The organism is Anaerovorax sp. IOR16 (genome assembly GCF_017168145.1).
In the GTDB taxonomy this organism is placed as follows: Bacteria; Bacillota; Clostridia; order Peptostreptococcales; family Anaerovoracaceae; genus IOR16.
On sequence record NZ_JADQTL010000009.1, the window covers coordinates 792,513 to 807,777 of the forward strand.

Genomic DNA, 15,265 nt, shown 5'->3' on the forward strand with positions numbered 1-15,265 from the left:
AAATGGGTCTAATTAAAATTTCAAAAGGAGCGGATGTAACGCATGTATATAAGAATGGTGTATCTCGTGTTCCTATTTTAGAAGGAGAATGCAAGGATGCTGCATTTGAAAGAGTATCGCTGCAGGCTGGTGCTGAATGGGCACCTGAAATTTATGCTTTGACAGAGCACAATCAAGTCTTTTTATTCACCAGTGGAACGGGTTACATTAGAACTCCGAGACAAGTGTTCAATATTAAGGAGGTTTCGGTCTTTGTTCCTGAATTTGATGTTGAAGAGTTCACAATAAAGTGTCCTTTGGATGCGAAGGAACCATTGGAATTGCTCCATGTTGTTACGGAAGTAAATGATTATGACAAAACTTGTCTTGTGGAATCAAGAATGGTATTGCCTAGATTTAGAGGTGTATCTGAGGCATGGCAGTATAAAGAAGACTTTACTGGAGCAGACATTGTTCAGAAGATGATGTTAGAGCACAGAAATTTAGGGCGCTTAAGCATGGGTGCAAACTTTGGAACCGGCCCAAATTATATTGGACAGCATATTCATAATGAATTACAGCAATGGTATATTATGCTTCCGGGAGCTAGTTTCACCTATACTGCAGGCGATGAAACCATTCATGTAGAAGGTGGAGACATTACTTATACACGAAGTGGATTCTTGCATGGAAGTGAATGTGCAGAAGGGGAACGTTTTGCATATATTTGGTTTGAATTATGTACAAACGGATATCCTGGAGAAATCAAATAAAGGAAAAGTAAAGATGATAGAAAAAAATCGCATTGCTGGAAGCAATCATTCTTACATACATTTTCCGTTTCATGATTTTGCAGCAGCACAGAAAGAATTTGGAATCAAAAAAATAGATTTGGTAGGAGCAGCTCCTCACCTTTGGTGTGATCATTTAGAGCGGATTAAGACAGAAGTTATCCAACAAGAGTTAGAAGCCTTTGATTTAAAAGTTTCCGTATTTACACCAAAAGTTTATCGCTATTCCATTTGTGCTGAAAAAGAATCAAAGCAAGCAATGGCAACAATTGATTATTATAAAAATTGTATTGAAGCTGCTGAGACTTTACAGTGTGGTATCGTTAGCATCACAGCAGAAGGAGGTTGTACAGACCTTCCTTATAATATGCTCTGGGATAATTGTTGTAGCATGCTAAAAGAACTGTCTAATTTTGCGCAACAAAAAAAGATAGTATTGGTATTGTCGACCGTCTCAAAACAAGATTCTTCGATACTTACTCATTTGGATGAAGTAGAAAACATGATTTCTGAAGTTCATTCCGAAGCATTGTGTGCGATGCTTGATGTGAATGTAATTAGCATTTGTGGTGAGACGATAACACAATGGTTTGAGCGCTTGGGAGATAAGATAAAGCTTGTTCGATTTGTGGATGGAAACTATAACGGATATCGCGTATGGGGAGATGGATGCCTTCCTTGTGAAAAATTTCTTTCTGAACTTGTACAAGTAAGCTATCAAGGTATTTTGAGCTTACAGGTTCCTGGGGAAAGATACGTAGAAGATCCTTTTTCTGCAGATAGACGGAACCAAAAAACATTAGAAAAATTTTTGAAGTAGAGGCAATGATAATGGCATCGATAAAAAGAGAACAGATTGTTGGAATGAATCAACATTACAGAAGATTCTCCTTTGACTATTTTCTTGATTGTCAGCAAAAGTTGGGGGTGCAAAATATAGAATTATGGTGTGGCTCCTCGCATTTTTGGTTAGATCATCAAGGGTATGGAGATATAACTATCTTAAAGAGAAAGCTTGAAGAGCATAATATGAAAATTGTTTCAGTTACATCACCAAGCTGTGCATACCAGTATCAATATGCGTCACAAGAACCAGATGGCTTGAAGAAAAGTTTTCAATACTTTAGAAATGGAATTAAATTGGCAGCGCAACTTGAGGCAAAATGCGTGGTTGTAAATTCCGGATGGGGGTATTGGAACGAAGATCTGGATATAATGTGGGAACGTTCTAGAGAAAATCTGAGAAAATTGGCAGAAGTTGCAGCGGAAGAAGGCGTTTATCTTGTCATGGAATCCTTGAGAACGGATGAGTCAAATATAGTCAACAGTTTGCAGACGGCAAAGAAAATGTTTGATGAAGTTAATCATCCGAACTTGAAAATGATGGTGGATACGATTGCTACCGGAGCTGCAGGAGAATCGCTTACGGATTGGTTTGAAACATTTGGAAAAGATTTAATTCATATGCACTTTTTAGATGGGGATCCTTATGTACATAATGCTTGGGGTGATGGGAATACTCCTTTGGAAAGCCAGCTACAAGTTCTAAATGATTGGGCGTATGAGGGTTATCTGGTGCAGGAAATTGCAGATGAGAGTTATTTTTCTGATCCGTTTGCAGCGGATATTAAAAATATAAGAGTATTAGAACGATTTATTGTGGATTAATCCCATTGGAACCGTTTTGTTAGGAATCAAAAAATAATATCAACAGTTAGGAACATGGTTAACATGTAACTATAAATAAACACTTACAGGAGGTTGTTATGAGAAAGTTGAAAAAAATTTTAATGGTGATTCTGATTTTAACTCTGACATTTGCTATGGCAGCATGTAAAGAAAACGTTGAAAATGAAGAAACAAATACCGGTGATGGCTCCTTACAAAGAGTTTTAGATGCTGGAAAGCTATCTGTTGGATGTGAAGGGAATTGGGTTCCTTACATTTTCAATGAAGATGGAACTGGAGAATTGGTCGGGTTTGAAGTTGAGATTGCAAAGGAAATTGCTTCTAGATTAGGTGTTGAAGCCGATTTCAATGTGGCAAGTCAATGGGATGGCGTTATTGCAGGGTTGGATGCAAAGAGATACGATACTGTCATTTGCGGAACAAACCCGAATCCGGAGAGAAAAGAAAAGTATTATATGACGCTTTCCTATGCAGAAAGTCCAATTGCTTTGGTTGTTGCAAAGGATAATACAGAGATTACTGGATTTGATAAGTTAGAAGGTAAGCTCTGTGCAAACTCACTGACGAGTTCATCCGGACAGATTGCACGAAATTATGGTGCAGAGTTATCCGATTGCAATTTGACACAAGCAATGGATTTATTAGTAACGGGAAGAGCGGATGCGCATGTAAATAATCTAACTTCTATTGTAGAATTTTTAAAAGAAAAACCAGATACTAAAGTAAAAGTTGCTGCTATTTATGAACCAGAAAACAGTTATGAAATTGAATCTGCTGCAATGTTCCGTAAAGAAGATGAGGAATTGGGTAAAGAAGTCGATAAGATTATTCAAGAAATGATTGATGGCGGCACTTGCTACAATTTAGCTGAAAAATATTTCGGAAAAGAAGTTGCTGACAATACACAGATTTATCAATAATACATACATAGAACGTTATTTTCTAAAGTGGATTGCCGTAGTTATCCTCTGCGGCAATTTCATTTTTCATCATAACTAAAGGAGGGAGTCCTTTATATGCTCACTTTTAACAGTGCTGTTGACCTGCTACTCCGCTCATTCTGGCCACTATTTAAGGCGGGACTTATCGTAACGGTACCTCTTACGTTACTATCCTTTGCTTTGGGATTGGTTGGAGCATTTATCGTAGCACTGATGCGCCTTTCAAAATTCAAACCATTATCGTTTTTTGCAGCTATTTTTGTTTGGCTGATTCGAGGAACGCCATTAATCGTACAATTATTTGTTATATTTTATGGACTTCCAAAGGCAGGTATTGTATTTTCTCCTTTTGTATCCGCAGTGATTGGATTGACAATGAGCCAGAGTGCATACAATTCTGAAGTCATTCGTTCTGCACTTATTTCCATATCAAAGGGACAATGGGAAGCTACAAAGGCGTTGGGGATGACAAAATCTCTAACTATGAGATATGTTATTATTCCTCAGGCTGCTTTGGTTGCAGTGCCTCCATTGGGCAATTCTTTTATCAGTTTATTAAAAGATACTTCTTTGGTAGCAACTTTAACTGTTGCTGAAATTTTTCAGACAGGGCAGCAAATTACTGCGATTACATACGAACCATTGTTGTTGTATTTGGAAGTTGCTTTTGTATATTTAATTTTTAGTACAGGATTAACATATTTACAGGAATTTACAGAGAAAAAGCTCGGGAAACACCTTGTAGAACAACGAAGTTAATAGGGAGAAAAAAGATGAAGCTTACGAGAAAAGGAATCCAATGTACAGAAGAATGGAATCGTGCTGGGATTGGCTTGCCGCAGTATGATATAGATACCATTAATAAAAATACAATAGAAAATCCACGATGGATTCATTTTGGAGCCGGTAATATTTTTAGGGGATTTTTAGCAGCAGTACAACAAAAACTTTTAAATAAAGGATATACAGATTATGGAATCATTGCTGTTGAATCTTTTGATTATCAAATCATTGATAAAGTGTATGTTCCGTATGACAATCTTTCACTTCTTGTATTAATGGCACATGATGGTACTATGCAAAAAGATGTTATTTCTTCAGTATCTGAAAGCATTAAAGCAGACAGTACTAATACGAAACAGTGGGAACGGTTACAGGAAATTTTTCAGAGCTCTACGCTTCAAATGGCTAGTTTTACAATTACTGAAAAAGGATATGCCTTAAAACAAATGAATGGAGAATGGCTGCCAGTTGTGGATGCAGATATGAAAAATGGTCCAGCTACTCCAAAACATACAATTTCGATAATTACATCATTACTCTATAAAAGATATCAGTCTGGTAAATATCCTCTTGCTATAGTAAGTATGGACAATTGCGCTAGAAATGGTGAAAAACTTTGTAATAGTATAATTACCATTGCAACAAATTGGCGTGATCAGGGATATGTGGAAGATGATTTTCTAGATTATCTGAAGAATGATAGTTCTATCACATTTCCTTGGACCATGATTGATAAGATAACACCACATCCATCTGTAGATATACAAAAAATGCTTTTAGAACAAAATTTAGAAGACATGAATATTGTTGAAACCAATACTGGCACTTTGACTGCACCTTATGTTAATTCAGAAGTTAAAGAATATTTGGTAGTGGAAGATTGCTTTCCAAATGGTAGGCCGTGTTTGGAAAAAGCAGGTGTAATTTTTACAGATCGAGTTACCGTTGACTTAACTGAAAAAATGAAGGTAGGTACATGCCTAAATCCTCTTCATACAGCTTTAGCAATATTTGGATGCCTTTTGGGATATCAGTCCATTGCAGAAGAAATAAAGGATGAAGCTTTATTTAGACTAGTTAAAAAAATTGCTTTTGATGAAGGTATGCCGGTTGTAGTCAATCCGGGAATTATTGATCCAAAAACATTTGTAAATGAAGTGATTGAAGAAAGATTTACAAATCCATATATTCCGGATACACCTCAAAGAATTGTGGCAGATACCTCGCAAAAAATACCCGTGCGATACGGAAAAACATTAGAATCTTATTTGCAAAGAAAAGATTTATCGATTCAAACATTGACTTATATACCTTTAGTATTTGCAGCTTGGTGTCGATATTTGATTGGTATTGATGACGAAGGAAATACAATGAAGCTTAGTCCAGACCCGCAACTCTCATATTTGCAAAAATATTTAGAAGGGTTGTCTATAGGGAATTTGAATAATTATAAGGAAAAATTAAGACCGCTTTTAAAGAATAAAGATATTTTTGGCGTGGATTTATATGAAGTAAAATTAGCAGACAGAATAGCTTGTATGTTTTATACCATGTTGATTGAAAAAGGTGGAGTTAGAAAGACATTAACGAGTTATTTACATGAAGAAAGAGAGAGCTGTATATGAAAATGACATTTCGTTGGTTCGGGCATGAAATGGATCCGATACCTTTAAAATATATTAAGCAGATTCCCAATATAACGGGAGTTGTTACTTCGCTGATGGATATTCCGGTTGGAGAGGAGTGGCCACTTTCTCGAATCATGGGATTGAAAAAAGAGATTGCTGATGCAGGACTCGAGATGGAAGTAATTGAAAGTGTAAATATCCATGAGGATATTAAACTTGGGCTTCCAAGTAGGGACTTGTATATTGAAAACTATATTAAAACAATTAAAAACTTAGAAAAAGCAGGTATAAAAGTAATTTGTTATAATTTTATGCCAATCTTTGACTGGACTAGATCTGATTTAGCAAAAGAGTTGCCAGATGGTTCGAATGCACTGTCTTATGACCAGAGAATTATTGGACAAATAAAAGATGTTCAAGGTTTTGTAGATAACATTAGAGCAGAGAGCAATGATTTTGAAATGCCAGGTTGGGAACCAGAGAGACTAGAAACCATTCAAGAACTGTTTCACCTATATGAAGGTGTAACATCGGATAAATTATTTGATAATCTAAAATACTTTTTAGAAGCAATTATGCCGACTTGTGAGGAATGCGATATTAAAATGGCAATTCATCCAGATGATCCACCATGGGATATTTTTGGAATTCCACGAATTGCTAATTGCAAAGAGAATTTGGATCGAATTTTATCATTGGTAGACAGTGAGTACAATAGCATCACTTTATGTTCTGGTTCATTGGGTGCTGATTTGAAGAACCATATACCGGAGTTGGTACGATATTTTGGTAAAAAAGGAAGAATCGCTTTTGCGCATATTCGCAATTTGAAGATACATGAACCAAAGATTTTCCAAGAGTCTTCTCATCTATCTAAAGATGGTTCTTTTGATATGTATGAGATTATGAAAGCGTATGATGAAATCGGATTTAAAGGTTATGTTAGACCGGATCATGGAAGAATGATATGGGATGAAAAAGGTCGAGCAGGTTATGGCTTATATGATAGAGCACTTGGCATTGCATATTTGAATGGCTTATGGGAAGCCATTCAAAAGTCGAAGGACACAGGAAGAAGGCTGTAATATGAAAACATTGACCTATGATACACTAAAAGAAATAGGAAATAAAGAGTACGTTCTTCAAGATGCGCCAGAAAGAATTCTACAGTTTGGTGAAGGGAACTTTCTTCGCGGTTTTGTGGATTACTTTATCGATGTTTTAAATGAAAAACAGGGGTTTCAAAGTAAGGTAGTTGTTGTCCAGCCAATTGAGACTGGGTTGTGTGATGTAATAAATAAACAAGAGGGATTATACCAACTATTTTTAAGAGGGTATAAAGATGGTATGGCAATCAACCAACGAAGACTGATTAGCTGTATTCAACGAGCGGTGAATCCATATAAGGAGTTTCAAGAATTTCTTAAAATTGCTCACAATCCAGATTTACGGTTTATTGTTTCAAATACAACAGAAGCAGGCATTGTATATGAAGAAGAATGTCGCTTTGATGAAGCGCCGCCAAAGAGCTTTCCTGCAAAGTTAACTCGATTTTTATATGAGCGCTTTACTTGTCTTCCAGATTTAGGTTTTGTGATTTTGTCTTGTGAGTTAATTGATCATAATGGTGCGGAATTGAAGCGGTGCGTACTAAGGCATGCAAAACAATGGAATTTAGGAATGGATTTTGTTGATTGGATTGAACAGGAAAACACTTTTTGCAGTACATTGGTCGATCGAATTGTAACCGGATACCCGAAACTTGAAGTAGAAGAAATCAATCAGAAAAATGGTTATGTTGATCAATTGATTGATACCGCAGAGCTTTTTGGATTGTGGGTCATTGAAGGACCAGAAAAATTAAAGGAAGAATTGCCTTTTGAAGAAGCGGGATTACCAGTATTATTTACGAATGATCATACGCCTTATAAACAAAGAAAAGTTAGAATCTTGAACGGTGCTCATACATCGATGGCACTTGCTGCTTATTTAGCGGGAGAAAACACGGTTCGAGATTGTATTAATAATGAAGCGATAAAACGGTTTATTCAAGAAATCATTCATCAAGAGATTATACCAACACTATCTTTTCCAAAAGAGGAGTTGATTTCTTTTGCAGATGCGGTACTGGAACGATTTGAAAACCCATTTATTAAACATCGTTTGATTGATATCTCTTTGAACTCAGTATCAAAGTGGAAAGCACGTGTTATGCCTACGTTGGTTGAATATTATAAACTTTTTGAGAGACTTCCGAAGCATATTGTTTTTTCTTTTTCGGCTTTGTTGGCCTTTTATTGTGGTACAGAGTTTTACGATGGAAAATTGCTTGGGAATCGAAACGGAGAAACCTATTATATTAACGATGCTTCAGAGGTATTAGAATTTTTTTCTAGATACAGTGAGAAGTTGAGTAGCAAAGAGTTGATAGAAAAATTTGTAGGAGAGGAAAGATTCTTGGGAGAGGATCTAACGCAATATCCTGGCTTTGTGGAAATGGCAACACATTATTTAGAAGAAATTAGAGAAAATGGTATGAAAGCGTGTTTTCATGAAAGCAATTAGGATTCATTCGAAGGATAACGTAGCCGTAGCACTTACTTCTTTACAAAAGGGGGAAATGGTGCAGGTTGCAGGAAAAAATATTCATTTAATCGATGAAATTCCACAAGGCCATAAATTTACTTTACAAACGATTTACCGTAACAGTGACATTATAAAATATGGTTATCCTGTGGGAGAACTTACTATCGATTTGCCGGAAGGCGCTTGGATACATACGCACAATTTAAAGACCAAATTGGAAGAAACAAAGGAATATAGCTATCATCCTCAAATATCCTCGGTTGATAATAGAAACACATTGTATTTTGAAGGATATGAAAGAAAGGATGGAACGGTCGGGATTCGAAATGAAGTTTGGATTATACCTACAGTAGGGTGTGTGAATTCTGTTGCACAAAAACTTGCAAATGATACTGTATTTAAGGATATGGAAGGAATTGACGGAGTGGTTGCTTTTACGCATCCTTATGGCTGTTCACAAATGTCTGACGACCAAGAAAATACCAAAGAAATTTTAGCGTCTTTAGCAAGACACCCTAATGCAGGTGCAGTTTTGATTTTAGGATTGGGGTGTGAGAATTGTAACATTGATAGCATAAAGCCTTTTTTAGGAGACTATGATAAAAATCGTATTGCTTTCTTAGAATGTCAAGGATGCGACGATGAAATACAAATTGGAAAAAAATATTTATCTAAATTAGTGGCATATGCAAGTTCATTTCAAAGAACCAAACAACCTGTTTCAAAACTAATCGTTGGTTTAAAATGTGGTGGATCTGATGGACTTTCTGGAATAACAGCAAATCCACTGATTGGTTCTTTTTCTGATCGATGGATTGCGATGAGCGGATCCACGGTTTTGACAGAAATTCCCGAAATGTTTGGAGCGGAAACGATTTTGTTGAATCGATGTAAAAATACAAAAGTATTTGAGAATCTTCTTTCACTAATTCGTTCCTATAAAGAGTATTACGTACGTCATGGACAGGTTATTTATGAAAATCCTTCACCAGGAAACAAAGCCGGAGGGATATCAACATTAGAAGAAAAATCCCTTGGTTGTATTCAAAAGGGAGGCAGTACGCTTGTGTGTGATGTTTGCGATTATGGCAGTAGAATTAAGGAAAGAGGTCTTTCTATTTTATCCGCACCTGGAAATGACTTAGTATCTACAACAGCCTTAGCAGCAGCAGGTTCACAGTTGATTTTATTTTCGACAGGGCGTGGAACACCATTTGGAAGTCCGGTGCCGACCGTTAAAATTGCGACCAATAATCAGTTGGCAGAACAAAAATCAGGATGGATTGACTTTAATGCAGGTGAATTAATTCATGGCAAAGCATTGAATCAAATTGCATCGGATTTTATAGACTTTGTAATTCAAATTGCATCTGGGAAATTAACCAAAGCAGAGAAAAATGGTTATAAAGATTTTGCAATTTTCAAAACGGGTGTCACGTTATGATAACATTCTTGTTTTATATTAGGAATGGTTATGAAAGAGGGAGAGAAAGTCAATGTTAAAATTACAAGAAAAGGTACAAGATCAGATTAGTACAATTGGTATTATACCTGTTATTAAATTGAAAAGAGTACAGGATGCGCTGCCATTGGCAAAGGCCCTTATAGCGGGCAATCTTCCCGCAGCAGAAGTTACTTTTCGTGCAAAAGATGCGGAATTGGTCATTCAGTATATGACAAGAAATTTTCCTGAAATGATAGTTGGTGCAGGAACAGTTCTTACATTGAATCAAGTAAAGCTCGCAGTTGATTCAGGAGCGGCTTTTATTGTGAGCCCAGGGTATGATGAAGAGATTGTTACTTATTGTGTTACAAATAATATTCCTGTTTTTCCGGGTTGTGTTACACCTACAGAGATACAATGTGCATTAAAGCATCAATTAAAAGTAATAAAGTTTTTCCCGGCTTCACAGTATGGAGGCCTAAAAACCATTAATGCTTTAGCAGGTCCGTTTTCTGGAATACAGTTTATGCCAACTGGTGGAATTTCTCTAGATAATTTACAGGAATATGTTGCAAATAAGAATGTAGCGGCCTGTGGCGGATCTTATATGGTGAAAGAAAGCTTGATTGATAACAAGGATTGGATCGAGATTACAAATTTATGTACAAAATCAGTGGAAATTATAAAAAACGTTAGGGGGTAAGAAACGTGGCAGATATTATTACATTTGGAGAGATTATGCTTCGACAGGCTTCTGATGGCTATTTACGATTTTTTCAGAATGATTCGTTACAAGCAACCTTTGGAGGTGGAGAAGCAAACGTTGCGGTATCTCTTGCAAACTATGGTGTAGATGTTGCATTTGTCAGTAAGTTGCCAGAAAACGATATTGGTCAAGCTGCAATTAACAGTCTTCGGTATTTTGGTGTAGATACAAGCTTAATTCAAAGAGGTGGAAAGAGAGTCGGCATTTATTATCTAGAAAAAGGGGCATCTCAGAGACCATCTAAAGTAATCTATGACAGAGCGTTTTCTTCGATTAGTATGGCTGAACCATCAGATTTTGACTGGGATAATATTTTTCATGGTGCAAAGTGGTTTCACTTTACGGGTATTACACCAGCATTAGGTAAGAGTATTGCTGAAATTTGCAAAGAGGCATGCAAAAAGGCAAAGGAAAAAGGCATGGTTGTCAGTTGTGATTTGAATTATAGAAAAAACCTATGGTCAACGGTGGAAGCCGGAGAGACAATGGAAAAACTGATGGAATATGTGGATATTTGCATTGGAAATGAAGAAGATGCGGAGAAAGTTTTTGGCATACAGGAAACAAATACGGATGTTACAAAAGGAAAATTAAATCATGATGGATATAAAGAGGTAGCAAAAAAGTTATATGAACGTTTTCATTTTAAATACGTTGCGATAACATTACGTGCAAGTATTACAGCAAATGATAACAACTGGGCCGCAATGCTTTATGATGGGATAGAATATCATTTCTCTAATCAATATGCAATTCATATTGTAGATCGAGTAGGTGGCGGTGATAGTTTTTGTGGCGGCTTAATTTATGGATTATTTTCTGGGATGAAATCAGAAGAAGCATTAGAATTTGCGGTTGCAGCATCCTGTCTTAAGCATACAGTAGAAGGTGATTTTAATCATGTTTCTGTAGAAGAAGTAAAGAATTTGATGAATGGAGATGGTACAGGAAGAGTGCAGCGATAACAGAAATCTTTTCTATATTGATAACAACTTGGCAAGCAAACCACCACTCAATGTTTTTGCCAAGAGAGATAGCAGCAAACAATTAGTTTGCTGCTCAGACTGTAGACAAAATACCTTGCTAAATTTATATTCTTATAATTTCTGCAAGGTATTTTCTATTTTTTCTATAAAGCTTTTAAAAAAAGAAAAAATAAAAGGATATCTCTATGCCATTTGATTCCTTCTTTCAGATTTATGAATCCATGTTGCTAGTTTTTTTAGATTCATGGACGCAAAAAGAAGATTCAGTTCCATTTCTATCTTCTGAATCCCTCGATATTGTGTATAACGCATATTATGTTTTTCTTTTGCATCTGCAAAGACTCGCTCAATGGTTTGACTCCGTAGTTTGTAAAGATCTCGATACTTTGGAGTATGACGAATGTCCTCACATTGCTCTATGTAGTTTTCCCATATATGACGTGTGACTACTTTTACATGGTCCTTACTTGCTGTGCATTCTGATAAGGAAGGGCAACTCTTGCAAATTTCTCCTTTACTCTTATATTCCCGATACCCTTCTCTATTTGTTGTAGTATAGTTTAACACTTGGTTTTCTGGGCATACAAAGCAATCATAGTATTCATCATAAGCATATTCGTGTTTTTTAAAATAACCATTTTTTGTCATAGGTCGTTTGTATGGTAGGATAGGAATTCGTTTATCTTTGAGTATTTCTCTAGCAATTGCAGGTGTTTTATATCCGGAATCCATTACAATATTTTTTACACCTTTATATCTTTTTACTTTTTCATAAATCTTTGGGAATGCAACTGAGTCATGTACATTTCCTGGATTTGTATGAAAAGCAAGTATGTAATTGTTTCGATCGCAAGCTACATTTGCAGCATAAGCAAATACTACCTTATGCTTTCCTTTATGAAATACACCGCAATCCGGATCTACGGTACTTTTCTTGATTACTTTTGTCTTTTCTTTGGCTTCCGTTTTTTTTTACAAGCTTGTTTTCCTCGTTCAATGCGATCTTCGTTAATTTCTTTCATTAGTTCTTTTTCATAGTATTTAACGGATTCCAAAACGGTTTCTTTTTCACTGTTATGGTTATTTGCACTTGCTTTAATATGTGTACCGTCAATGAAAATGCTTTCTGAATTAATGAATTCATATTCCATAATTTCAGCAATGACTCTTTGAAAGATTTGTTCGAATAAGTCAGTATTTTGAAACCGACGAGAGTAGTTTTTACCAAAGGTAGAAAAGTGAGGAATTTCTTCCTCTAAACTATAACCAAGATACCATCGATAAGCTACATTCGTTTGAATTTCTTTAATGGTCTGCCTCATGGATCGAATACCAAAGGTATATTGAATGAGGGTAATTTTAATTAAGACGACAGGGTCGATGCTTTCTTTTCCCACATCAGAATACAAATCTTTTACAAGGTCATAAATGAAAGAGAGATTAATCGCAGTATCTATCTTACGAATAATATGATCTTGTGGAACAAGAGAATTCAAGGTTACCATTTGAAATTGATCACGACCTAATAAATCTTTCTTACCCATCATAAAGCAAATACCTCCATGTATTTATACATATATTTTACCATAAATACAATAAAATGTATTACATTATGTAAAAAAAACTGTAGGCAAAGATAGAGATATCCTTGTCTACAGTCTGAGCAGCAAACAATTAGTTTGCTGCTGTTTTTCTATTTTTAAGAAGCTTTTAATTTTATTTTAGGTAAATGCCTTTATATGACGGTATGGAGGGTAAAGATTTAACAACTTTTCATATCCAAACAATGATTCAATATAGTATAATGGGAAAAGAAGGTAAAATTAGATTGGAAGATGTTTAATTTTGCTTTGAAAAAAGTGTTTGATGCAAACGGTAGACGAAAAGAATAAACTTTTACATTAATATAATTTAACAAAGAGGTGTATTATGAATCATTACTTATGGCTTGATGATTATTGTCAATCTTTTAAAGGAGCATTAAAAGAATTTAAAGAAGAATGGCAAGCAACGAGATATTTAATTGGCGGAAAGATGTTTGCATTGCAAGGTGCAGATAATACAGGAAGACTCGTTATTACACTAAAGTTAAATCCTGCTAATGGTAGCTTGCTCCGTCAACAATTTGAGGATATAATTCCCGGATATTATATGAATAAAGAGCATTGGAACTCGGTGTATCTTGATGGTGCAGTTCCAGATGAAGTTCTAAAGGATATGATTAATGAATCATATACCACGGTATTAAATGCTTTACCGAAAAAAATACGTACTGAAATAATAAAATAGAGTTGAATACAAGTATCGTAAAACCTCCGCTTGTTCTTCATGAGTACGTGGAGTTTTTTCTAATTTTGCTATGAAATAGTCTAAAAAGTATAATGAGGTTTCACAAATGGATAAAATAAGGATAAATCTAAAAGATTTTTTGTTGTGTATTTCGGATGCACAAGATCTTATGTCGCCAAAGCTTTCAAAACACCATCAGCAGGTTGCTTATCTTTCATTTCGTTTGGCAGAAAAGATTAATCTTCCAATTGAACAGCAGAAAAATATCATTCTAGCAGCGTTGGTGCATGATATTGGTGCGCTTTCTATGAAAGAAAGATTGGAAATTATTGAAACAGAGACAATACATGTGAACAAGCATGCAGTCATAGGTGCGAAGCTTTTAGAAGAATTTAAACCGTTGGAAGAACCAGCACGGATTATTAAGTTTCATCATAAGTCGTGGGATAATGGGGCAGGTCGTAATTATAAAGGAGAAAAGGTGCCTTTAGAAAGCCATATTATACACTTAGCAGATCGAACCTGTACCTTATTTAATACTGAGAGCAATGTCATATCGTTGCTTCCAAGAATCATTCAAAAAATCAGTAAACAAGCTAATACAGCTTTTGAACCAGAATTAGTGGATGCTTTGATTGAATTAAGTAAATATGAATACATATGGCTTGACTTAATGTCGCCGACGCCAATTGCAATGATTAATGACATCGGATTGTTTAATACACTTGTTTTAGAAATTGATGATATTATCGATCTTTCTTATATTTTTTCCCAGATTATTGATTTTCGAAGTCAATTTACCGCACGACATTCAGCAGGTGTAGCCAAAACGGCTGAACAGCTTGCAAAACTAATCGGATTTTCTTCCTACGAGTGCAAAATGATGCTTATAGCCGGATACTTGCATGATTTAGGTAAGATTGCAATTAATAATGACATCTTAGAAAAAAAAGGAATGCTTGATGAATATGAGTTTAATGAAATTCGTATGCATACATATCATACCTATCGTTTGCTTGAAAGGATTCCTCAATTTAATGTAGTCAATAAATGGGCATCGTATCATCATGAAACCTTAAGCGGAACCGGTTATCCGTTCCACATTCAAGGGGACAACCTGCCTTTAGGATCCAGAGTGATGGCTGTTGCTGATGTATTTACCGCTATAAAAGAAGATCGACCATATCGGTTAGGTATGAAAGATGAAGATGCAATGCAAGTATTAAAAGATATGGTTTTAAGTGGTGCACTTGATAAAAATATTGTAAAAGTATTAATTGATCATTATCATGAGATTAATCAGATACGTGAACGTTTTCAGCTAGCTGCTGCTGAACGGTATAATAATTTTTTATCCTTTTTTTAAATGATAAATCGCTCTTA

At 35.6% G+C, this 15,265-nt stretch carries 13 protein-coding genes and 1 pseudogene; 13 read left to right on the forward strand and 1 reads right to left on the reverse strand.

Translation table 11 applies throughout. The annotated features are described in order from the left end of the window. Positions 1–2: 2 nt before the first annotated feature. The 11 genes from I2490_RS07510 to I2490_RS07560 all read left to right on the forward strand — a co-directional run bounded on the left by I2490_RS07510 (position 3) and on the right by I2490_RS07560 (position 11,572). Positions 3–752, forward strand: coding sequence for a hypothetical protein (locus I2490_RS07510; RefSeq protein ID WP_206459117.1), 750 nt, complete (start codon positions 3–5; stop codon positions 750–752). Positions 753–765: 13 nt separating this feature from the next. Beyond that, positions 766–1,590 carry a sugar phosphate isomerase/epimerase family protein gene (locus I2490_RS07515; RefSeq protein ID WP_206459118.1) on the forward strand — a complete coding sequence of 275 codons (825 nt, stop codon included), beginning with the start codon at positions 766–768 and terminating at the stop codon, positions 1,588–1,590. Between the two features lie 11 nt (positions 1,591–1,601). Next, positions 1,602–2,438 carry a sugar phosphate isomerase/epimerase family protein gene (locus I2490_RS07520; protein WP_206459119.1) on the forward strand — a complete coding sequence of 279 codons (837 nt, stop codon included), beginning with the start codon at positions 1,602–1,604 and terminating at the stop codon, positions 2,436–2,438. Positions 2,439–2,536: 98 nt separating this feature from the next. Then, on the forward strand, positions 2,537–3,379 hold the full coding sequence (locus I2490_RS07525; protein WP_206459120.1) for a transporter substrate-binding domain-containing protein: 843 nt from the start codon (positions 2,537–2,539) through the stop codon (positions 3,377–3,379). A 96-nt stretch (positions 3,380–3,475) separates the two neighbouring features. Beyond that, a complete protein-coding gene (locus I2490_RS07530) occupies positions 3,476–4,159 on the forward strand; it encodes an amino acid ABC transporter permease (protein WP_206459121.1) in 684 nt (227 codons plus the stop codon). Between the two features lie 14 nt (positions 4,160–4,173). Further along, positions 4,174–5,808: a mannitol dehydrogenase family protein gene (locus I2490_RS07535; protein WP_206459122.1), complete on the forward strand. Its 1,635-nt coding sequence runs from the start codon at positions 4,174–4,176 to the stop codon at positions 5,806–5,808. Further along, positions 5,805–6,896: a mannonate dehydratase gene (uxuA, locus tag I2490_RS07540; RefSeq protein ID WP_206459123.1), complete on the forward strand. Its 1,092-nt coding sequence runs from the start codon at positions 5,805–5,807 to the stop codon at positions 6,894–6,896. Before I2490_RS07535 ends, uxuA begins: the two co-directional genes overlap by 4 nt. A gap of 1 nt (position 6,897) precedes the next feature. Next, positions 6,898–8,376: a tagaturonate reductase gene (locus I2490_RS07545; protein ID WP_206459124.1), complete on the forward strand. Its 1,479-nt coding sequence runs from the start codon at positions 6,898–6,900 to the stop codon at positions 8,374–8,376. Next, positions 8,363–9,841, forward strand: coding sequence for a UxaA family hydrolase (locus I2490_RS07550; RefSeq protein ID WP_206459125.1), 1,479 nt, complete (start codon positions 8,363–8,365; stop codon positions 9,839–9,841). Before I2490_RS07545 ends, I2490_RS07550 begins: the two co-directional genes overlap by 14 nt. A 52-nt stretch (positions 9,842–9,893) precedes the next feature. Beyond that, positions 9,894–10,544, forward strand: a complete 651-nt coding sequence (locus I2490_RS07555; RefSeq protein WP_206459126.1) for a bifunctional 4-hydroxy-2-oxoglutarate aldolase/2-dehydro-3-deoxy-phosphogluconate aldolase — start codon at positions 9,894–9,896, stop codon at positions 10,542–10,544. Positions 10,545–10,549: 5 nt separating this feature from the next. Next, positions 10,550–11,572: a sugar kinase gene (locus tag I2490_RS07560; RefSeq protein ID WP_330634601.1), complete on the forward strand. Its 1,023-nt coding sequence runs from the start codon at positions 10,550–10,552 to the stop codon at positions 11,570–11,572. A gap of 204 nt (positions 11,573–11,776) precedes the next feature. Here the strand turns inward: I2490_RS07560 and I2490_RS07565 are convergent. Continuing rightward, a pseudogene (locus I2490_RS07565) lies at positions 11,777–13,140 on the reverse strand (IS1182 family transposase). Positions 13,141–13,522: 382 nt separating this feature from the next. Between I2490_RS07565 and I2490_RS07570 the strand changes: the two are divergent. Together I2490_RS07570 and I2490_RS07575 are read left to right on the forward strand one after the other, a co-directional pair. After that, positions 13,523–13,882, forward strand: a complete 360-nt coding sequence (locus I2490_RS07570) for an MmcQ/YjbR family DNA-binding protein (protein WP_206459127.1) — start codon at positions 13,523–13,525, stop codon at positions 13,880–13,882. A 106-nt stretch (positions 13,883–13,988) separates the two neighbouring features. Continuing rightward, positions 13,989–15,248: an HD-GYP domain-containing protein gene (locus I2490_RS07575; protein ID WP_206459128.1), complete on the forward strand. Its 1,260-nt coding sequence runs from the start codon at positions 13,989–13,991 to the stop codon at positions 15,246–15,248. Positions 15,249–15,265: the final 17 nt, after the last annotated feature.

Excerpts from the sequence above, each read along its gene's own strand:
- I2490_RS07510 (WP_206459117.1), top strand. The coding sequence starts at position 3 with ATGGGTCTAATTAAAATTTCAAAAGGAGCGGATGTAACGCATGTATAT.
- I2490_RS07515 (WP_206459118.1), top strand. The coding sequence starts at position 766 with ATGATAGAAAAAAATCGCATTGCTGGAAGCAATCATTCTTACATACAT.
- I2490_RS07520 (WP_206459119.1), top strand. The coding sequence starts at position 1,602 with ATGGCATCGATAAAAAGAGAACAGATTGTTGGAATGAATCAACATTAC.
- I2490_RS07525 (WP_206459120.1), top strand. The coding sequence starts at position 2,537 with ATGAGAAAGTTGAAAAAAATTTTAATGGTGATTCTGATTTTAACTCTG.
- I2490_RS07530 (WP_206459121.1), top strand. The coding sequence starts at position 3,476 with ATGCTCACTTTTAACAGTGCTGTTGACCTGCTACTCCGCTCATTCTGG.
- I2490_RS07535 (WP_206459122.1), top strand. The coding sequence starts at position 4,174 with ATGAAGCTTACGAGAAAAGGAATCCAATGTACAGAAGAATGGAATCGT.
- uxuA (WP_206459123.1), top strand. The coding sequence starts at position 5,805 with ATGAAAATGACATTTCGTTGGTTCGGGCATGAAATGGATCCGATACCT.
- I2490_RS07545 (WP_206459124.1), top strand. The coding sequence starts at position 6,898 with ATGAAAACATTGACCTATGATACACTAAAAGAAATAGGAAATAAAGAG.
- I2490_RS07550 (WP_206459125.1), top strand. The coding sequence starts at position 8,363 with ATGAAAGCAATTAGGATTCATTCGAAGGATAACGTAGCCGTAGCACTT.
- I2490_RS07555 (WP_206459126.1), top strand. The coding sequence starts at position 9,894 with ATGTTAAAATTACAAGAAAAGGTACAAGATCAGATTAGTACAATTGGT.
- I2490_RS07570 (WP_206459127.1), top strand. The coding sequence starts at position 13,523 with ATGAATCATTACTTATGGCTTGATGATTATTGTCAATCTTTTAAAGGA.
- I2490_RS07575 (WP_206459128.1), top strand. The coding sequence starts at position 13,989 with ATGGATAAAATAAGGATAAATCTAAAAGATTTTTTGTTGTGTATTTCG.